A 19863-nucleotide genomic window follows, 5' to 3' on the forward strand; every position below is an offset into this window, starting at 1 on the left:
AATTCAGTGCAAGAATCTGCTTATAATATCATTCCTATAGCTGGCACCGTTGCCAGACAGCTATCATACATCACTATAGTATCTTCTATTGTTCTTTCATTTACATGTTCCCACTTATCAAATTCTGCAAGAAGACTTGCCTTTAGCAGGAACATGTCCTTGACCTTTTCTAATTCGGAAACTGCCAGACAGGACAGTGAGATTAGATTGTCTCCCTGCTCCAGAGCCTTTCGATAGACAACACCTGCAAAATGATCGGTAGAAGCAAGTCTGCTAAGATAAATTGAAAGGTCCCTGGCAGCTTCAGATGAAAGCGGTTTTACAGAGAAATTAGAATAGACTATATTATCGATATTCTTAGTTTCCCCGGTTTCCTTCAATATCATTCTGCGCACGAAACCATCCTCCATCCTGAAAACCTGCCATTCCAATTCTTCGGTCAGGTATGTTGGCAGGTTCAGGAAATTCTCTGAAGACAGTTCCACTTCAAACTCTCCCCTTGCCTCATCACTCACAGACCACGGATAGAACAGCATCTTATCAACATGCTCCAACAGTAAAGTATGAAGCTGATCAGGAGTCATGTAATCATGGATCTTTTCAGGCAGCGAAGCATACAGTGCCTTTGACTTTTCCAGCATCTGATCCATGAGACCTTCCGGGAGTTCAGCAATTGCCTCTTTTCCAAGATCGGTCATATCATTCACGGCTTCATCTGAAAATCCCCTGCATGACATACTCGGATATAATTGCACCCTCCAGCCGAAGAAGAACTTCACGGGGAATGTCCTGCACAGGAGGGATCTGATATCATAAATTCCACATCTTTTGTCATCTCTGAGCAGTATGCAGGACCCACGGTCTTGTCGCTGCCTCATTGTGTAGATCCCGTTAAGACACGAATACTCATTTTTCCATTTCCTGAAGGCTTCACTGTTCTTTTCCAGTATTATCGAGAAATACTTTTCCCATTCTCTCACCTCCGCCGGGAATGAACAGCAAAATCCACATCCTTCCAGACAATTGAATCTAAGTCCCTTTAATGGCGAAAAATCTATCTCGGTCATTTTTGCAACTCTCCCTGAAAACCATATTTAGATACAGGAGTTCATATCCGGTCTTGTGTCAGAAACTAAAAAAGATACAGAACACGTATCCTTGCATTGAACTATTATTACCATTCAGTGACCTGAACCCATATTCAGACACACATATCATTTTGAAAATATAGTGATGATCACGTCATCTTTTACAACTAGAACAGTTTTCTATTGCATATATCAAGGTTGTTTTAATATTAAAATCCTTTCAAAGCTTAATACCATGATTAAAGCTGAATAATACTTCAATATCTAATATAAATCCATAAATATGCATAAGTTACACCACAAATAAAGACAAGTGTAAAATCCACCCAGACCAGAGATGTCCTGAAATGCCTTTTGTAAGTGAATGTAAGTGGAAAATGAAAAATAAAAAAATAGATAGTTTAATGTAATGAACTCTTTTATATATTAATAAACCAAATTAGTGCCAATGAGTGGTATTTCTTTTGCCAATGAACTACTTAGAAAAGGAGTGCATTTTACCTCGATACTCATTGTGCTCGTTTATGCATTCATGGGAAAACAGGCATGTCAGGCGCTTCTAATAACATATCTTGTGCTGACATTGGGCATTGAGCACCTCAGACTTGACAGGGGATTTAAACTTCCTGTTTTGCACGTAGTTTTGCGCCAAAAAGAAAAAAGTGCCATTGGCTCATATGTCTATTTCACAATTGGAGCCCTGATAGTAGTATCAGTTTTCAGCAAAAACATAGCCTTTGCAGCTATCCTTATGACAACATTCGGGGACATGAGTGCCGCACTAATTGGAAAGAGATATGGCAGAAAAAGGATCAATAACGGTAAAAGTCTTGAAGGTTGCATAACTGAATTTATAGTAGACCTTATAATAGCGGTCCTGTTACTTGAGAATCCTTTTATTTCACTTCTTATGGCATTTACTGCAACCTATGTTGAAACGACATTTGTGAAAATAGATGATAATCTGGCAATCCCTATATTCTCTGCTTCGGCTGCAGAACTCACATTACTTATACTGACAATGCTGCAATAGTCAATATAAGTAGAAAACAAGAATAGACTGAATGATATTTTGTGGAATAATTTCAAATTCCATAAAAATAACGTACAAAAGTTGCATTTTATCTTACTCATCAGAATCCTTTAATACTCATGAATCCAATCTAATAGAGTATGACCGAGAACAAGAAAGATGAAAATAAATTAACAGAGGACATGGAAGGAAAGAATTCCTCAAGGCTGTTACTTGAGAATACATTCTACAAGCCATTTAGTGCTGAAGCTCCTTCTACACCGGGTTTTAAAATTGAATTTACACAGCACAAATCTGCAGGCCTGCAGAGCGCATCTGATATGTGGATAGATAAGGACAGGCTCTTTGAAGGTGTCAGAGACCAGAAAGACATTGACAAACTCAGAAAAATGTCAGGTCTTTAAATATTCTTTTTTTGTTTTTACTCATTTTTCACAACAATCTACTTTAGTAGAAGAAAATTAATTTTACTGCTTCTTTCTCAACTTAGACCCTGAAAGTATATCAAGCCAACTTGATTTATAGGCAAGAATATTTTTTGACAAGGTATTTATACCACGCGATAATACGTAATTATACACTCAACTGAATTACTCTAAAGAGGTTAAAAATATGGCACCATGGGAATATGATATCAAAGCTGTTCGCTACGGTGAATGGGACAGCACAAAGGAAGACTTGAACAGGATCGGCATGGATGGATGGGAACTTATCCGATTCTCAGAAGATATCGATGACAACGGAATGATAAAAGCGTTCTTTAAAAGACCTGTTGACTGCCTTGAAGTCTGATCTTTTTCTTTCTTTTATTACATCGGTCATATCATAAACTTAACTTGTTTTATTGATTCAATATTGGTATATGCTATAAAGGATATTTGATGCCCATTAGTAGGATTTAATTTTCAGATACCTGTTTTTTGTTCATAAACAGGAAGTATCACATGTACGGTTGTACCTACATCTTTAGTACTTTCCAGCCAGATATCACCACCATGACTGATAACGATCTTCTTGCTAATGAACAGACCAATTCCGGTCCCACTGTACTTTCTGGTAGGAGAACCATCTACCTGATAGAAATCATCAAAGACAGATTCCAGTTGCTCATGAGGAATACCGATACCTGTATCTTCCACCGATATGTGAACCTTATCTCCTATCAGAGAAGCAGAAAGAATAATATTCCCACCTGACGTGGTGAATTTAATAGCATTATTAAGGAGGTTCCAGAAAACCTTGGCAAGATATTCCTCATCACCTTTTATCATTGGAAGTGACGAGTCTATATATAGTGACAATCTTATTCCTTTGGATTCAGCATCATGAGAGACGTTGTTTGTAATTTCAGACAGCAATTTGCGAAGGTCCAGACTTACCAAACTACATTTGATACCACCCTTACGGGAGCTGGCAACATAAAGTAAGGAATCGATGAGCTTTTCAAGATCTTGTGAGCTATTTATTATTTTGGAAAGAGCATTTTTCTGCTCAGTACTAAGCTTACCCATATTCTCATAATACATCAATTCTGCAAATCCTTTTATGGAATTCATAGGAGTACGCAGCTCATGACTGATATTTGATATGAATTCATTCTTGAGCAGATCAAGCGATTTCAGTTCTTCGTTCTTTATGGAAAGTTCTTCAGCGAAGTTTTTGAGAGCAGTTTCCGTTTCTTTCCTTTCCGTAATATCCTTACCTGCAGCAAGCATTCCTGTAATCTCGCCAAACTCATTCTTTATGGCCGATGCATGCCACATTACAAGTTTCAGATCTCCATTTTTAGTGAGAGTGGCCGATTCGCAATACCGGCTATCATCACTTTTGCTACCTAACATTGAATCACAGATCTCTCTTATATGCTGGCGGTCATTTTTTGGAATAAGTGTTTCTAACCAATTTGAACCTAGTATATCCAATCTTGTGTAACCCAGGAGTTCCTCCACTTTTTTATTCACAAGAGAAATATTGTCATCAACATCAAGTATGAAGAACATCACACCAGAATCATCAAGATATTTCTGTGTCAGTTCTTTTTCCATCCTGAGTTCACTTGTCTGCTGAGCTACAGATGTCTCAAGGTCCCTCTGTCTGTTAAGAACAAAATAACTCATGATTGTAAGTAAGAGTACCGGAAGAATGGTTATTAGTTTAAAAAGAGTTACTTGCTCTGCAATAGATGCCTCCCAGCCTCCTGCAGGTATTCGCGCAAGTTCCCATTGTTTATTGTATAAATAGATAGTCTGAAGTACGGGGTACTGCCTGAAAACATCAGGGTTTCCGATTATGGTCTGATTGTCGGTTCTCAATGCGATATTGGAACTGTTTACATTGATTCCAACATCCTGAAAAATATAAGGCATGTCTATGACCATTGTTGTAAGGGCAAAGAACTCTCCATCTACGTATGTGGCTTTTCTTGCCACCAATCCAAAACCTCCCTGCCTAAGTTCATAGGGTCCACTTAGAATGACATCCCCTGAAACAATGGTCAGATTCACATCATTCCTTACATTTTCCCGACTGTCGTTGATAAGATCATGACCTATCATAGATCCGGCTTCTGACCCCGGATAGATATATGTCTGGACACCACCAGGCGCAACGGCAAAATTGCGAATTCCTCCAGACGTGGAGTAAAATCCCCTTATATAATCAGAGAAATGTTTCTCTATACTATCGCAATTATTGTGTACTTGTGTAAAAGATGACAGACCTTTCAGAAGGGAGATCCTTTCTTTAATGCTCATTGACAGGGAATCAGCCTGTAATATTAACGTTTTAGTCTCTTCCAATCTTAGTTCTGAATAAAGGTCCTGCTCATACCAATGACAAACCTGGAACCATAAAATAATCAGAATGAGGAATATACCAATCGTTACGGCAATATTCATAAAATGGATTGAAAGATTTGTACTTTTTTCTGTATTTTGTCCATTCCCACGGCTAAGACTCTCACTTTTCCCCATGTTACCCATTTAAACTGAGCATACAAACTTCATAAACTTATTGGTTAGTAAACAATATTATTATATAAAACATAAACATATTGTTTGCTATTCTATTAAGAACTGTCAATATGCATTACAATACGACATATACGAAATATTTAAATACAATTAGGACGGTAAACAGATTCTGTTCATAGAGCAAATATAAATAGAAGCTCTCTGGATAGTATCAACAAAAACAGGTAGATAGATACAATGGCAGAAACTGTTGCAAATTTGAACACAATACACGTCCCGGAGGGTTACAGCCTCAAGAGGATACAGTTCTATTTCTGGTTAGGACTGTTTTCAGCTGTATTCCTGAGATTAATAATAATTGCAGATTATTACAACGGGATATTGTCAAAAGCTCTGTTCTACCTGGGAGTACTGGGATATCTCGTGTTCTTCGCACACAGGTATCATGTTGCAACACGCAGGGTCGAAGTTTTGAGAAACCTTGAGTTGCTCAGTAAGATAGAGAGTAGGACTCCTTTGAGTGAAGAGGATTACCACGGATTGCAATATATTATGTGGAGCCTTTCCGTGTCAAAGGAACGTATGAATTACCTGGTAATATTTGCCTTCTCGGTAATAGCAATAGTATTATCACTGGCACTTGACCTGGGTATTGTTTGAAGAACAAAAATAAAGAATCAGAAAAATGACCTAATAAAACGAAAAACACCAAAGAAACAGGTGATATATATGAACCCAACAAAGGAAGAGATCTTTGACAAGGCAAAGCATGCTGTAATGGATCTCGATGAAATTGCCGTCGAAAAGATAGCCTACGAAGCCCTGGAAGCAGGAGTTAGTCCGGTAGAACTGATAGAACTCGGATTTGTGGAAGGCATGAAAGCCGTAGGAGACCTTTTTGAGGAAGGCAAGTCACAGCTTGCAGAAATATTTGAAGCATCACACGTAGTAGAGTCAGGTATCAATATACTCAGACCTGCGATCATGGGTTCCAAAAATGATGTATGCCTCTTCGGCAACCTGGTTGTCGGAATGTGAGCGCATTTCACACCAATTGTTTTGTTCCTGACAAAACAATTCCTCCTTCTTTTTCTCCTCCATTTTTTACTATTATTGATCAAATAACAGGCCATCTGTTATGTGAAAAAATTTAATATGACTTTTTGAAGCAGGCAAAGTTATTTATTCCAATGCGGGTTTTTATACCCTAGTCTGATAGTCCTGCAAAAATATATTAAGAAAATTTAACAGATGCAGCGACTTACGTTGGATAGGACTGTTCCCTGATACAATATTGAATGATCCCGGCATCAAGGCCGGTTTTAACTTTGCATATAATTGCTTAACTAGAATTACATTTGAATAGGTGACATTATGAAATGTGCTGATCTTAAAGATCCTTTTGGATCCAGACAAACTATTAATATTGATGATAAAGAGGTAACATTCTATAGCTTAAAAAAGCTTGAAGAGGCAGGCATTGCCAATATTTCAAAGTTACCTTACTCGATCAGAGTACTGCTTGAAGCTGTTCTTAGAAACGTTGACGGAAAAGTGATCACAGAAGATGATGTCAAGAATCTTGCAAGCTGGAGTCCTGAAGGGGTACTTGCAGTCGATATTCCTTTCATTCCTTCAAGAGTAATAATGCAGGACTTCACTGGTGTACCTGCAGTAGTAGACATCGCAGCCATCAGAACTGCCATGAAGAGACTTGGAGGAGATCCGTCTGCCATTAACCCTGTCATCCCTGCAGACCTTGTTATCGACCACTCCATACAGGTAGACTATTATGGTACATCATATGCACGTAACTGCAATGAGAAATATGAGTTCCACCGCAACACAGAAAGATACGAGCTGCTCCACTGGGCACAGAACGCTTTTGATAACCTGAAAGTCGTTCCACCTGCAAGCGGTATTATCCACCAGGTCAACCTTGAGTATCTTGCATCTGTCGTTCACATGAAAGAAAAATGTGGCGAACTTGTTGCATATCCTGATACCATTGTCGGAACAGATTCCCACACCACCATGATCAACGGACTTGGTGTACTTGGATGGGGAGTTGGCGGTATCGAGGCTGAAGCTGTAATGCTCGGACAGCCATATTACATGCCAATACCTGAAGTTGTCGGATTCAAACTTACAGGAGAGCTTAAGGAAGGTGTTTCATCAACTGACCTTGTACTCACAGTAGTACAGATGCTCAGGGAACACGGTGTTGTCGGAAAGTTCGTGGAATTCTACGGACCAGGATACAAAGCACTTGAACTAACTGAAAGGGCCGTACTTGCTAACATGGCTCCTGAATACGGTGCAACAATGGGATTCTGCCCTGTAGATGAAGTTACACTTGAATACATGACCATGACAGGCAGAACTGCAGACCAGGTTGACCTTGTCAGGAAATACTGTAAACAGCAGGGACTTTTCCTTGAGAATGACGCACCTGAACCAGAATTCACTTCAACACTGGAACTTGACATCAGCACAGTAGAACCATCCCTTGCAGGACCAAAAAGACCACAGGACCGCATACCAGTTCCTGAAATGTCAAGGGCATTCCATCAGACAATGAAAGAAGTGTTCGCTGCAAAAAGCGGAAAAGTAGCATGTGAAACTGACCCTGATTATGGACGCTGGCTCAGCGAAGGTGGCTACAGTGTTTCTGAAATAACACATCCACATCACACAGGCATTACAAAGATTAAATGTGCAGATGACGTTGTTGCTGTAACACACGGCTCAGTTGTCATTGCATCCATTACATCATGTACTAACACATCCAGCCCGGCACTTATGATCGGTGCAGGACTGCTTGCCAAGAAAGCTGTTGAAAAGGGACTTAAGGTCAAGCCATTTGTTAAGACAAGCCTTGCACCAGGTTCCCGTGTAGTTACTGACTACCTTGAGGAAGCAGGTCTTATGCCATACCTCGATGCACTGGGATTCCACCTTGTAGGCTATGGATGTCTCACATGTATCGGTAACAGCGGCCCCTTAAGAGAAGCCGTCTCAAATGAGATAGAGAACAAAGACCTCACCGTTGCAGCAGTTCTCAGTGGTAACAGGAACTTTGAAGGCAGAATAAACTCCCAGGTCAAAGCGAACTATCTTGCATCTCCGATGCTTGTTGTAGCATATGCACTTGCAGGAACAGTTGACATTGACCTCGCAAAAGAACCAATTGCCTGTGATCCAAACGGACAGCCTGTTTATCTGAAGGACATCTGGCCTGGTAAGGAAGAGCTCAATGAATGCATCCGTGGTGCAGTCACACCTGAGATGTTCAAGGCACAATACTCCAACGTTTACCAGGGAACAGAACTCTGGAGAAACCTTGATGCACCTGAAGGTCTGCTTTATGACTGGAATGCGGACTCCACCTACATACAGGAACCACCATTCTTCAAGGATTTCCCACTTGAAGTGGACGGCCTCGCTGATATCAAAGGAGCAAAAGCACTTGCACTCCTTGGAGACAGTATTACCACCGACCACATATCACCAGCAGGTTCAATCCCTTCAAGCTATCCTGCAGGAGAATATCTTATCGCAAAAGGAGTAGATGAGAAGAACTTCAACTCATACGGTTCAAGGCGTGGGAACCATGAAGTAATGATGAGAGGAACATTTGGAAATGTACGCCTCAAGAACAAACTTGTAGGTAAAGAGGGTTCATGGACAATTTACCTCCCTGAAAATAAGGAAATGCCTATTTATGATGCTGCAATGAAATACATGGATCAGAAGATACCACTGGTAATTGTAGCAGGAAAGGAATACGGTACCGGAAGTTCACGTGACTGGGCAGCAAAGGGAACCCAGCTTCTTGGAATTAAAGCTGTTATCGCAGAATCATTTGAAAGGATACACCGCAGCAACCTTGTAGGTATGGGCGTATTACCACTCCAGTTCAAGAGTGGAGGATCTGCTGAAACGCTTGGACTTACAGGAAACGAGACATACGACATAATCGGAATTGAAGGGCTCAAACCATTCGGAGAACTTACTGTTACAGCAAAGTCCGACGATGGTGAAGAAAAGACCTTCAACGTGGATGTCCGTCTTAACTCAGAAATTGAGATCGAATACTATATGAATGGAGGAATTCTGCATAAGTTCCTCAGAGACAGAGTAAAGGGTGAATGAAAATTCACTCCCCACACTCGTTTTGAAATTTTTGCTTGATTAAACTAACTATAATTATAATTCATACTAAATTCAAGCAAACTTTAATATATGGACAATTGAAAGGTATTATTAATATTCTATCATTGGACATATTCTATCAAAACGTACATTTGATCCATCGGGGGATTTTTGAATGGAAGAGATGAAAAAAGGCCTTGAAGGCGTAGTAGCTTTGGATACCAAAATATCCTATATAGATGGTATCCAGGGAATCCTGAAGTATAGGGGCATTAAAATAGAGGATCTGGCTGATCTCTCTTATGATGCTGTTTCCTACCTTCTCATCAATGGAAAGATTCCCGATGAAGCAGAGTTGTCCGAATATTCCCGGATGCTTACAGAGAATCGTCAGATAAATGGGAAGCTAATTGAAGTGCTCAAGGAGTTTGACTTTGGTGTTGAAGCCCTCGATGGTCTTCGAACTGCAGTATCCTGTACAGCACACTTTGATATAGAGAACAATCATCATACACCTGATGCAAACAAGAATAAATCCATAAACCTTGTTGCTAAGTTCCCAACCATCGTTGCAGCTCTTCACAGGGCAAGTTTTGGTTATGAAACCATCGAGCCCATGGATAATCTGTCCCATGGAGCTAACTTCCTTTACATGTTAAGTGGAAGGATACCTACTGAACTGGAAGCTGAAGCAATGGAAAAGGACCTCATACTCAGTGCAGAGCATGAGCTTAATCCTTCTACTTTCTCATTAAGAATAGCCGCATCAACACTCTCAGACATGTATTCAGCAGTCATATGCGGTCTTTGCACACTCAAAGGACCACTACATGGCGGAGCCAGAAAAGGTGTGATGGATATGCTTGATGAGATTGGCAACATCGAGAATGCGAGGGGTTATGCCCTTGGAAAACTTGAACGCAAGGAAAAGATCATGGGATTTGGTCATCGTGTATACAAGACACTTGATCCAAGAGCAAGGATATACAAGGATGTTGCCAGAAAACTTGCAGAAGAAAATGGTGACACATACTGGTTTGATCTTGCCGAAGAGATCGAGCATATTCTCTACCACGAATTCATAGAGATAAGAGGAAAGCCAATTTATCCAAATGTTGATTTCTATTCCGCAGTTGTGTACAAATATCTTGATATTCCTGCCGAACTTGCAACTTCTATCTTTGCAATGGGAAGGGTTTCAGGCTGGATCGCGCACTGCATGGAACAATACTCAGACAACAGAGTTATCAGGCCAAGGGCGCACACTGTGTGAACCCCTGCCTGTGTCTCTTTTCACATTCGTTTTTAAGACTTGTATTCATTTTTTCAAAACCCGCACGAGTCTTCTCACCTACAATATATAGGATCAGAGGAGCAAGTATACCTTTGAACCTTTCACACTGAATAAGTCTTGTACGACCGTTTTCAAGCTCTTCAAGCCTGAAAGCATGTTCCCCGTCAAATATCCCTTTGACCCAGAGATTACCAATCCACCTGAATTCATTGCCAGATTCCAGTTTTGTAATAACAGGAGTCATGTCAATTCCTTTTGTCCCGGGTGGACGAAGATGAACATCAAGTTTAGAACCAAGCTCAAGTTTACCTTTTATTTTTGTGATAAAAGGATTCCATGTTTCAAATTTGTCAAAATCTGTCAGGAGGTCCCAGACCTCATTTATAGGAGTTTCAATTACAATATCAGTACATATCTTATGCATTGTGAGGATAACCTCCGGAAAAAAGGACAAAATAAGACAAAAATAATAGATTGTTCACACTAATTACCTGCATAACTTTTCAACTGTTTTAGCGCTAATGAAATATATATTTTTAGATGATATGAAAATGCAATACATAAATTACAATATCACCTACATACTGAAAAGAAGCAAATACGAAATATATTCATGAACATGTATAGTCGCCTATGTGCGCTAATAGCTTACATGATTTAAAAGTCTTGCTATATTTAACGGATCTAAATGCAAAACAATGTTGACACTGAATCTCAAGTTTTTTATACAAAATGCTGTATTCAATAAATGATAATGATTGGAAGGTAATTAACATGAGTGAAACACAGAAACATGGTGTTCCGGCACTATTGTCATTCTTCATCCCAGGGCTTGGACAGCTGATCAAAGGAGAAATATTCAAGGCGATCGGTATATGGGTCGTAGTAGGGATCTGCTTTTTATTACAATTTATCCTCATAGGCTATGTCATTGGATTTATTGTATGGGTCTGGCAGATATACGATGCCTATAACAATTGATCAAAATAAATAAATACTATTTTCTTTTTTATTTAACTTTTTTAAGCCTTTGCAGTACTTCATAGTTTATCTGGCCATGAATAGTTTTATTTATAAAAAATATAATATACTGTTTTATTAATATATAATATACTACGATTGTTGATCAATTTCATCTCATACATAGAATATCAGATCAATAGTGAGCTATAAGCTCTATTTATTTACAAAGAGGGAGAGATACTTGAATTGCAAAGATCTTACTTTAAAAATAATTGCATTAGCACTCATATTAATACTTACATCAACTTTGAGTGCTGCAACCACATTAACAGCATCTAACAATACAGCAACATATTATGAAAATGATGATATGCACATCGATCCGGGAATGAGTATTAGCAGTGTATCGACTTTTACATCGGCCAGAGTTTATATAGGTGATGGTTATGTTGGTGGACAGGACTATCTGAGATACTCTACAACAAATGGAATTTCAGGATCATTCAGTACATCAACCGGTGTCCTCACACTTTCTGGAAGCGGGGATGCAGCTGCATATCAGGCAGCCTTCAGAAATGTAAGGTATGAGAATACCAATCAAAACCCGAACACAGCAGACAGGAATATCACTTTTGTTCTGGGTGGGGAGTCATTGTATTTTTCAGATACAGGACACTATTACCAATATGTATCTTATACTTCAACATGGGAACAAGCAAGAGCAAATGCAGCAACAAAAGATCTTGATGGCATGAAGGGATATCTGGCAACTATCACCTCAGAGGAAGAAAACAATTTCCTGATGCAAAAAATACAGGCAGATGCATGGATAGGTGCCAACGATTCTGCAGTTGAAGGAGACTGGCGCTGGGTCACAGGTCCGGAGGGAACTGAAAGCGGAGGAGCAGGACGGTTATTCTATCAGGGAGATGGCTATACCGGTTCGGCAGTATCTGGTGAGTACAATAAGTGGAATGGACCTGCATGGGGTTCCGGTCACGAGCCAAACGATTCAGGAGGAAATGAAGATGCTGCTCAAATGTATTCTTCCAACAATGGAACCTGGAATGACCTTCCTACTACAGGTACTACTCTGTCCGGATATCTGCTTGAATTCGGAGGAATGACAGGGGATTCTACACCACAGCTCAGTGCTACCATTACTGTGAACGTGAATTCCGTAAATGATGCACCGACAACACCGGGTGCTTTTACATCTCCAACAAGCGGACAGATCAAAGCCGGAGGAAGTGCCCTGACAGTAGGCTGGGGTTCTTCCAGCGATGTAGAGGGAGACAGTGTGAAATACGACCTATGGTTCTTCAACGGAAGCTGGGTACATATAGGAAACCTGCTGAACACCAACAGTATGGCTTTCAATCTGCCAGAAGATAATACCAACAATGCAATGTTCAGGGTATATGCAAATGACACAAAGGACAACTCTTCAGCAAGAGATGTTACCTTTACAATAGACTCTGCAGACCCTACTTACAATTGGATACAGAAAGTAGTCAATGCAAATACAGGTGAAAATATAACTGTGATAATCAATCTTACGGATATTTCAGGTATCGATATACACAATATCACCGTAAATGGTGTAGAACATGAGATGAACCTGAACTCAGGTAACTATTTCTGGAATATTTCAGTTCCGTCAAGTAACTCTGATTCCGTTACAAGTTCAATGACATATAACTGTACATTCAGTGATGGTCTGGGTAATACCAACAGCACTGAAAATGTCCTGCTCAATGTAAGTATCCTTCCATACGCAAATTTCAGCGCAAATGCAACAAGAGGAACTGTACCCCTTGTTGTGAACTTTACTGACAGTTCATTATATTCTGTCATTTATCACTGGGACTTTGGAGATGGAAATACTTCTACCGAACAAAATCCTATGCACACATTTGGCATGGGTAACTTCACAGTGAATCTCACTGTAACCAATCCCAATGGTACATCTACCAAACTTCTAAACATTAGAGCAGCTTATGAGCCGGAATACTCTTATGAACCGACAGATACTGAACAGTTGTCCGTATATGGTGAAGAATTAAATTTCAGCATTGAAAGCACACTTGTATCCAGTTTTTCATGGTACATGAACGGTACCCTCATCAATGGTTCCGGTGTCACACTGTATTCAAACAATAATGATTCAAGTATGACATCATACTGTCTCATCAATACAAGCCAGTATATTAACCAGAGCGATTTCTTCATGGAAAACTACAATGTATCAGTAGCTGTGAGCAATGAAAGCATAGGTAGGACAGATACTTACTCATGGAACTGGATGGTGACAAATTCATCCACTACGAATAATTCAGAGGATATCGCTTTTGTGGTAGAGAAAAGTCCGTCTGTGAATACCACAGGTAATGTCTCATATGTCCAGTTCAATACTACAGATGACTCCAGAACAGATAATGAAGGCCTGGCCGGAAGTATTACAGAAGTAGCTTTCAACACTACCGCCAATGCGACCGGGGTCATACTAAAGATAGAGGTTCTTGACAAGTCGGCCTACAATGAGTCTGAAACTGGTCTTTCTGTTGATTCTGTGTATCAGTATCTTGATATAAGTGTTAACAACAGGACCCTTGCAAACAGCATGAGCTTCAATAGAAGTATAGAATTCAGGGTATTAGACGAACTCAACGGAGGAGCTTTAATTATAAGTTCAGTCAGTTTGATGCACAAGAACTCTTCTACCTGGGAAACCTATGTTCCAGAGCTCCTTAGAAACGATGGAAATTACTCATACTTTATCGTACGTAACGTATCCGGATTCTCACCCTTTGCAATAAATGCTAACTATAATTATGCCAGTTCTTCTGCAGCAAGTTCAGATGGCCTGCCTTATTACTGGAAGCAATTGCTTAAGGAAATGAGAGAACAGAATGTTGCAGAACAAACTGATGAGCTGATCGGAACGGTAAGTGAACAGGTAAATGCCGGAGCATCTGGGAGTTCAGCAGGAAATGAGGAAATGATCGTTACACAGGAGGCTGGAAACACCACTACTATAGAAAAGAACAGTTCTAATGGCAGTATTGGTACCGGAATAATAGTTCCAATACTGATATTGATCATCATTATTGTAGGACTGGTCTTTGCAAGGCAGGCGAAAAAATAGTTTGCTGAGAATTGAAATAAGCAATTAAGGTTCTGAAACATCAGAACCTTTCTCTTCCTCTTTTAAAAATTCGGAATCAGAATATCTCACTGATTCCGGTAACCTTTCCCCCCTTGGCACCCTGAACCGTAACCTCAAAATTCTTGAACTTTGGAACTCCGGTGCCTCCGGTCTCATCCGGCACAAGAGAATTGGACCATGGACTGTTGACCATGTAAGCAATGCCTGCATGGGAATCTTCATAATCTGACTTCATAGCTTTAACAACAACTCTTCCAGAGCTATTCTTAACAATTACAGTATCCCCATCTTTTATTGCAAGTTTAGCAATGTCCTTTGGATCCAGTTTTATGACGGCTGAAGACTTCTCATATTCCTCCCCGAAACGGGAGGTTTCCTGTGCAGTGTTCTGGAACACATCTCTGTATGTAACAACCTTGAGTTTTATCTCAGGTGATGCTAAAAATTGTCCGAATCCCATCATATCGCCTCCGTGATTTTCCTGAGAATCTCAGCATCCGGGAGGTTTTCAGTATCAAGTATCTTTTTAAGTTCGACTTCAACCCCATCCATTCGAACAGCAGTTCCACCGGACTCAACGCCCCCCAGAGCACATGGGATCGTTACCTTTGCCTTTGAAGATGTAAGGTTCCTGCATGGATCGATAGTGATCAATGGAATCTCTGCAAGATAGCGTGAAACTGATAATGGAAGACTTGAAAGTGGATCGGAACCTATGACAAGTGCAGCATCAACGGTTTTGTTCCTGAGAGCTTCCACAACGGAAAAATCTGGCCCGTGTTCTGCATCAGCGGTTTCTGAATTAAATTTAACACGATTGATATATCCTGCCTCTTCGTAAAGATTATGGTTAAAGCCTCTCATATTATACTGGCCAACCATTGGCATGAGATTGAAATCTGAAACTTCGTTGAGCTTGTCCATCAATCTGAATAATGGTTCCAGATCTTCCAGAGAATATATGAGTCCGAGTCCGACACAGATGACACCGAACTTGGCCTTTTTCAGCACATTCGCAAGTTCAAGTATTCTTTTTGCATCAAATCCGAATGATGTCTTTGGAACCTTACTGGATAGTGCACTTAACAGTGCATCCATGAACTCTGCATCTCCACCCATTGGTATCTGGTAGAAACGATTATCACCACAGATCACGGCCGTCTCAGATTTTCTTACATCAACACAAATAGCGGTTCTGTCCTCTTCCCATCCCCTCTGGCGTTCCTTGCCTCTTGGGAAATATGAATATCGTGAAAGGTGACGTGGATGCGAATTTGAAGGGTCAGCACCCCAGAATATGATTACATCAGCTTTGTGTCTAATATCATCGAGCGTACATGTTTTGAGCTTGTCCTGAAGTATCGCCTCTATAACCGGACCCTGACAGAAAGATGAAGTATCATCCAGATATGCACCAACTTTCTTTGCAAGACCGATGGACAGTTTCTGAGCTTCTGAACTTGAGTTTCCATGACCGAATATCAAAGGATTCTCTGCCTCCCGGAGAATCTCAGCGGCTTTTGCAATGGCAAAATCGATATCGGCATTTTCACTGTCCACAGTACATTCCAGAGGATCACTGCAGCCTTTCATACGAGCAACACCTTTACGGCATGCTGCGTGAACTGTTTTTATTTTGCTGTTTTCGGTTTCAACTTCTATGTCATCGCAGAGAAGTGCACAGCCCGTACAAACATAATATTCACTCAAATCATCACCACATTTAAAAATAAGAAGAATAAGAGTTCATACGAACTCAATTGCCTTGGTTGGACATGTGTCTATGCAGGCAACACAGAGGATCCTGTTCTCGCCAAAACGGCGACATTCCTGAACATTGCGGGCTTTAACAACACCATCTTCAACCTTAAAGATAACTTTGTCAGATGTCGGTGCTTTTCCACTACCGGCTCCCAGCGGGTCGTTGGCAACATTTACAGGACATGCAACAACACAGTTTCCGCATCCTATACATTTGTCTTCATGGACGATAAGACCTGTATCAGTTACACCGCTTACAGGAGCAATCATCTCTGAGAGCTTCTCGTAACCTGCTTTATACTTAGCATCATTAACAAGAGGAGGACAATCATCCACACTGACCTTGCGTGCCAGCAGATCAACGGCAAATGCCATGCATGTACTTTTTCCACACTCCTTACAATTTGTTTTTGGAAGCAACTGGTATATTTCCATTACATTTGCCATTATTATCAACCTTCGTAATACTAATTTGAATAACCGATCTGATTTTGTTTTGCTTTATTTGTTTTTTTACAGGAAACTCAGACTTTGAAGAACAATGAACAGTGACAGTTTCCATCGTTCTGTATCTCATCCTCATGGTAAACACATGGACAGATGATCTTACGGTCCTCTTTCTCATCACCGGTTCTCAGCCTGCATGGACAATACTGCTTCCCATGTTCATGTTTATTTTTGGAAAGACCTTCAATAACCATCATAAGCATTTCTTCGTCAGGATTGAGAATGAAACCCTTTTTCTTTGCATATTTTGCTGCCCATTCGTGGGTCTTTTCCATTATTGGTGCAAGATCTGTCATAGATAATCTCCGATAGAGTAAATTATAGTATGCTTGATATATTCAGGATATCATTATTTAACGCCTTCGACTAAATACAACCTTTAGTTGTTTGAATTAAATTATACCATTGAACTACTTTTTTATAAATGAAATTATAAATATAATGTCAGATAGACTTTATTTTGCACAGTGGGGGAAGAGAATAAATCTAACTGTGCCTCCTATGGCCTGGCAAAGTTCTCCAATCAACCACCTTCCATGAACATTGTCAGGCTATCCAATAATAGGACTGTTTTACCTGTTAGAAGAAACTGATCCTAACCTCTTAAATTAGAACAGAGAACTGAAAATAGTAGTTCTATAAAAGTAAAAAAGAAAAGAATACCGGGAAATCATAAATTGCCCGGTTTACATCATTTTTGTCTGTTCGGTCTGGCGTGGTACCTTTACCACAAGAAAACGGAACAAACTGTCGCTTTCGTTCATGAGCCTGTGCGGGATCTTTGCAGGACTGTCCACCAGCATATCCTTTGTGATGGTCTGCTGTTCATCACCGATCTCTACTATTCCCTCACCTTCAAGCACATAGAAAAACACATCAACAGGTGTTGAATGCTTTTTAAGAGCTTCACCTGGTTTAAGTTGCATGTGCATAACCTGGGCATGTTCGGTATCATAGAGCTTGTGAACTGTGACTCCGTGTGGATTGTCCTTCTTTTCTGAATTGTTGTAGCTTGTAATTTTCATAAATACACTTCCTTAACTAAAATAGAAATAAAAGGTTTTAATATAAACGTGCCTGAGACTCTATTAAAGATTTAAATGAGGGTCTTCAGATCCTCATCTACAGTGGTATTTGGCATAATGTTGAAGTTCTCAACCAGCACGTTCAGGACATTTGGTGAGACAAATGCCGGGAGTTTCGGGCCAAGCATGATGTTCTTGACACCAAGGCTCAGCAGTGCAAGCAGGACAAGACATGCTTTCTGCTCATACCATGCGATATTGTATGCAACCGGCAGGTCGTTGATATCCTCAACACCAAAAGCCTCTGCAAGTGCCTGTGCAATGACTACCAATGAGTAACTATCATTACATTGACCTGCATCAATAACTCTAGGAATTCCGCCTATATCTCCAAGGTCAAGCTTGTTGTAACGGTACTTTGCACATCCTGCTGTGAGAATTACAGTGTCTTTTGGCAATGCTTCTGCAAAATCTGTGTAGTAGCTTCTCTCCTTGTGCCTTCCGTCACATCCTGCCATTACAACGAACTTCTTGATCTGTCCGCCTTTGACAGCTTCAATTATCTTGTCAGCAACAGAGAGTGCGGATACATGAGCAAAACCGCCCATGATAGTACCTTCCTCAAGCTGCTGCGGTGCACCGCATGACTTTGCCTGCTCAATGATGGCTGAGAAATCCTTTCCTCCATCCTCACCGGCACTTATGTGTGTTACACCGTCAAAACCTACAATTCCGGTTGTGTAGATCCTGTTAATGTAGGAGTCCTTAGGAGGAATGATACAGTTGGTTGTCATGAGTATAGGACCGTTGAAATTTTCGAACTCTTCCTTTTGCTTCCACCATGAACCTCCGTAGTTACCAACAAAATTGTCGTATTTCTTAAAAGCTGGGTAAGAGTTTGCAGGAAGCATCTCACCGTGAGTATAAACATCAACACCTGTTCCATTTGTCTGCTCAAGGAGTTGTTCAAGGTCACGCAGATCGTGACCACTGATGAGAATACCTGGATTGGTACCTACACCAATGTTGACTGCAGTTGGCTCAGGGTTGCCGTAGGTTGTAGTGTTTGCCTTGTCAAGCAGAGCAAGCGTTGTAACACCTACAGAACCACATTCAAGTACCAGTGGAACCAGTTCGTCAACACCCATCTCATCGTCCATTGTAGCAAGAAGTGCCTTTTCAATAAACTCCATTACACTATCATCTTTATATCCAAGGACATTTGCATGATGAGCATAAGCAGCCATACCTTTTAGGCCATATATTAAAAGTTCTCTGAGGGAGCGGATATCCTCGTTCTCTGTGGCGAGAATTCCAGTGTTGATATTGGCCAGTGTTGCCGGCGTGACCTTTGCCATAACAGGCAGTTCCTCACCAGCATTTGGAGCAGCACCTAAGAGTTTCTCCTTGATCCATCTCGGGAAGGATGAAACGGATTTTTCATTGATAACATTTGCATCCATAAGCTTCTGCTTGATGCCATCCTTAATTTCAAAGCCTTCGTTGATAATTCTTTCAATATCGGTTTTACTGAAATTGGTGTTTGTAATAGTTGCAAACAATCCGTCAAGAATGAACTCATCGGTCTTTGCATCGTTGAGGTTGTTTGCTCTTGCCTTTGAATCATAGAAGGCAACACTCTTCAGGAGATAGATTAGATCATCCTGAAGATCAGCAACCTCTCCTTTTTTTCCACATACACCGTTCTTTGTACAGCCGGTACCATTCATAGTTTCTTCACATTGATAACAGAACATTTTATTCACCATGCTTCCTAGATTTAGTATCTTTTGGATACCAGTATATTGTAGATACTTGCATATAAGGAGGACAGTTTCCAGTTGGATACTGCATATAAAATATTCTCATTACTTAAACGAGGCAAAATCTGCAATA

General features: G+C 40.3%; 18 protein-coding genes. 9 read left to right on the forward strand and 9 right to left on the reverse strand.

Annotation, left to right across the window (positions count from 1 at the left end; all coding sequences use genetic code 11):
• Positions 1-20: 20 nt before the first annotated feature.
• Positions 21-1067: a YkgJ family cysteine cluster protein gene (locus BLP52_RS00120; protein ID WP_091707638.1), complete on the reverse strand. Its 1047-nt coding sequence runs from the start codon at positions 1065-1067 to the stop codon at positions 21-23.
• Between the two features lie 469 nt (positions 1068-1536).
• Here BLP52_RS00120 and BLP52_RS00125 point away from each other — a divergent pair, with 469 nt between their 5' ends.
• The 3 genes from BLP52_RS00125 to BLP52_RS00135 all read left to right on the forward strand — a co-directional run bounded on the left by BLP52_RS00125 (position 1537) and on the right by BLP52_RS00135 (position 2913).
• Positions 1537-2121, forward strand: coding sequence for a diacylglycerol/polyprenol kinase family protein (locus BLP52_RS00125; protein ID WP_091707640.1), 585 nt, complete (start codon positions 1537-1539; stop codon positions 2119-2121).
• A gap of 140 nt (positions 2122-2261) precedes the next feature.
• A complete protein-coding gene (locus tag BLP52_RS00130) occupies positions 2262-2525 on the forward strand; it encodes a hypothetical protein (RefSeq protein WP_091707641.1) in 264 nt (87 codons plus the stop codon).
• A 208-nt stretch (positions 2526-2733) separates the two neighbouring features.
• Complete coding sequence (locus BLP52_RS00135) at positions 2734-2913, forward strand: Sp36 family protein (protein ID WP_091707644.1); 180 nt, start codon at positions 2734-2736, stop codon at positions 2911-2913.
• Positions 2914-3026: 113 nt separating this feature from the next.
• On the opposite strand, the gene BLP52_RS00140 is transcribed toward BLP52_RS00135, so the two are convergent.
• Positions 3027-5018 (reverse strand): ATP-binding protein, encoded by a 1992-nt coding sequence (locus BLP52_RS00140; RefSeq protein WP_162272908.1) that lies wholly within the window; start codon positions 5016-5018, stop codon positions 3027-3029.
• A 333-nt stretch (positions 5019-5351) separates the two neighbouring features.
• Here BLP52_RS00140 and BLP52_RS00145 point away from each other — a divergent pair, with 333 nt between their 5' ends.
• From BLP52_RS00145 to BLP52_RS00160, 4 genes are all read left to right on the forward strand, one after another.
• A complete protein-coding gene (locus BLP52_RS00145; protein ID WP_238380665.1) occupies positions 5352-5753 on the forward strand; it encodes a hypothetical protein in 402 nt (133 codons plus the stop codon).
• Between the two features lie 69 nt (positions 5754-5822).
• A complete protein-coding gene (locus BLP52_RS00150; RefSeq protein WP_091707649.1) occupies positions 5823-6131 on the forward strand; it encodes a cobalamin B12-binding domain-containing protein in 309 nt (102 codons plus the stop codon).
• A 336-nt stretch (positions 6132-6467) separates the two neighbouring features.
• Positions 6468-9248 carry an aconitate hydratase AcnA gene (acnA, locus tag BLP52_RS00155; protein ID WP_091707650.1) on the forward strand — a complete coding sequence of 927 codons (2781 nt, stop codon included), beginning with the start codon at positions 6468-6470 and terminating at the stop codon, positions 9246-9248.
• 175 nt (positions 9249-9423) lie between these two features.
• Positions 9424-10521 (forward strand): citrate/2-methylcitrate synthase, encoded by a 1098-nt coding sequence (locus tag BLP52_RS00160; protein ID WP_091707652.1) that lies wholly within the window; start codon positions 9424-9426, stop codon positions 10519-10521.
• Here the strand turns inward: BLP52_RS00160 and BLP52_RS00165 are convergent.
• On the reverse strand, positions 10496-10966 hold the full coding sequence (locus tag BLP52_RS00165; protein ID WP_091707654.1) for an SRPBCC domain-containing protein: 471 nt from the start codon (positions 10964-10966) through the stop codon (positions 10496-10498). The two genes, BLP52_RS00160 and BLP52_RS00165, sit on opposite strands and share 26 nt — an antisense overlap.
• 350 nt (positions 10967-11316) lie before the next feature.
• On the opposite strand from BLP52_RS00165, the gene BLP52_RS00170 reads away from it, so the two are divergent.
• Positions 11317-11523 (forward strand): hypothetical protein, encoded by a 207-nt coding sequence (locus tag BLP52_RS00170; protein ID WP_091707655.1) that lies wholly within the window; start codon positions 11317-11319, stop codon positions 11521-11523.
• 223 nt (positions 11524-11746) lie between these two features.
• Positions 11747-14653 (forward strand): PKD domain-containing protein, encoded by a 2907-nt coding sequence (locus BLP52_RS00175; RefSeq protein ID WP_091707657.1) that lies wholly within the window; start codon positions 11747-11749, stop codon positions 14651-14653.
• Between the two features lie 76 nt (positions 14654-14729).
• On the opposite strand, the gene BLP52_RS00180 is transcribed toward BLP52_RS00175, so the two are convergent.
• From BLP52_RS00180 to hcp, 6 genes are all read right to left on the reverse strand, one after another.
• Complete coding sequence (locus BLP52_RS00180; RefSeq protein ID WP_338011360.1) at positions 14730-15137, reverse strand: molybdopterin dinucleotide binding domain-containing protein; 408 nt, start codon at positions 15135-15137, stop codon at positions 14730-14732.
• Positions 15134-16384, reverse strand: a complete 1251-nt coding sequence (locus BLP52_RS00185; protein WP_091707660.1) for a formylmethanofuran dehydrogenase subunit B — start codon at positions 16382-16384, stop codon at positions 15134-15136. The genes BLP52_RS00180 and BLP52_RS00185 overlap by 4 nt, the downstream gene beginning before the upstream one ends.
• Positions 16385-16420: 36 nt before the next feature.
• A complete protein-coding gene (locus BLP52_RS00190) occupies positions 16421-16882 on the reverse strand; it encodes a (Fe-S)-binding protein (protein WP_091707661.1) in 462 nt (153 codons plus the stop codon).
• Between the two features lie 77 nt (positions 16883-16959).
• Complete coding sequence (locus BLP52_RS00195; protein WP_091707663.1) at positions 16960-17238, reverse strand: ferredoxin-thioredoxin reductase catalytic domain-containing protein; 279 nt, start codon at positions 17236-17238, stop codon at positions 16960-16962.
• Between the two features lie 390 nt (positions 17239-17628).
• Positions 17629-17967: a cupin domain-containing protein gene (locus tag BLP52_RS00200; protein WP_091707665.1), complete on the reverse strand. Its 339-nt coding sequence runs from the start codon at positions 17965-17967 to the stop codon at positions 17629-17631.
• A gap of 71 nt (positions 17968-18038) precedes the next feature.
• Positions 18039-19724: a hydroxylamine reductase gene (gene hcp / locus BLP52_RS00205; RefSeq protein WP_091707667.1), complete on the reverse strand. Its 1686-nt coding sequence runs from the start codon at positions 19722-19724 to the stop codon at positions 18039-18041.
• Between the last annotated feature and the right edge of the window lie 139 nt (positions 19725-19863).

This window comes from Methanolobus vulcani (genome assembly GCF_900100715.1).
GTDB classification, from domain to species: domain Archaea; phylum Halobacteriota; class Methanosarcinia; order Methanosarcinales; family Methanosarcinaceae; genus Methanolobus; species Methanolobus vulcani.

Excerpts from the sequence above, each read along its gene's own strand:
- BLP52_RS00170 (WP_091707655.1), top strand. The coding sequence starts at position 11,317 with ATGAGTGAAACACAGAAACATGGTGTTCCGGCACTATTGTCATTCTTC.
- BLP52_RS00135 (WP_091707644.1), top strand. The coding sequence starts at position 2,734 with ATGGCACCATGGGAATATGATATCAAAGCTGTTCGCTACGGTGAATGG.
- BLP52_RS00180 (WP_338011360.1), bottom strand. The coding sequence starts at position 15,137 with ATGATGGGATTCGGACAATTTTTAGCATCACCTGAGATAAAACTCAAG.
- BLP52_RS00165 (WP_091707654.1), bottom strand. The coding sequence starts at position 10,966 with ATGCATAAGATATGTACTGATATTGTAATTGAAACTCCTATAAATGAG.
- BLP52_RS00120 (WP_091707638.1), bottom strand. The coding sequence starts at position 1,067 with ATGACCGAGATAGATTTTTCGCCATTAAAGGGACTTAGATTCAATTGT.
- BLP52_RS00140 (WP_162272908.1), bottom strand. The coding sequence starts at position 5,018 with ATGAATATTGCCGTAACGATTGGTATATTCCTCATTCTGATTATTTTA.
- BLP52_RS00195 (WP_091707663.1), bottom strand. The coding sequence starts at position 17,238 with ATGACAGATCTTGCACCAATAATGGAAAAGACCCACGAATGGGCAGCA.
- BLP52_RS00125 (WP_091707640.1), top strand. The coding sequence starts at position 1,537 with ATGAGTGGTATTTCTTTTGCCAATGAACTACTTAGAAAAGGAGTGCAT.
- BLP52_RS00160 (WP_091707652.1), top strand. The coding sequence starts at position 9,424 with ATGGAAGAGATGAAAAAAGGCCTTGAAGGCGTAGTAGCTTTGGATACC.
- hcp (WP_091707667.1), bottom strand. The coding sequence starts at position 19,724 with ATGTTCTGTTATCAATGTGAAGAAACTATGAATGGTACCGGCTGTACA.
- acnA (WP_091707650.1), top strand. The coding sequence starts at position 6,468 with ATGAAATGTGCTGATCTTAAAGATCCTTTTGGATCCAGACAAACTATT.
- BLP52_RS00130 (WP_091707641.1), top strand. The coding sequence starts at position 2,262 with ATGACCGAGAACAAGAAAGATGAAAATAAATTAACAGAGGACATGGAA.
- BLP52_RS00200 (WP_091707665.1), bottom strand. The coding sequence starts at position 17,967 with ATGAAAATTACAAGCTACAACAATTCAGAAAAGAAGGACAATCCACAC.
- BLP52_RS00150 (WP_091707649.1), top strand. The coding sequence starts at position 5,823 with ATGAACCCAACAAAGGAAGAGATCTTTGACAAGGCAAAGCATGCTGTA.
- BLP52_RS00190 (WP_091707661.1), bottom strand. The coding sequence starts at position 16,882 with ATGGCAAATGTAATGGAAATATACCAGTTGCTTCCAAAAACAAATTGT.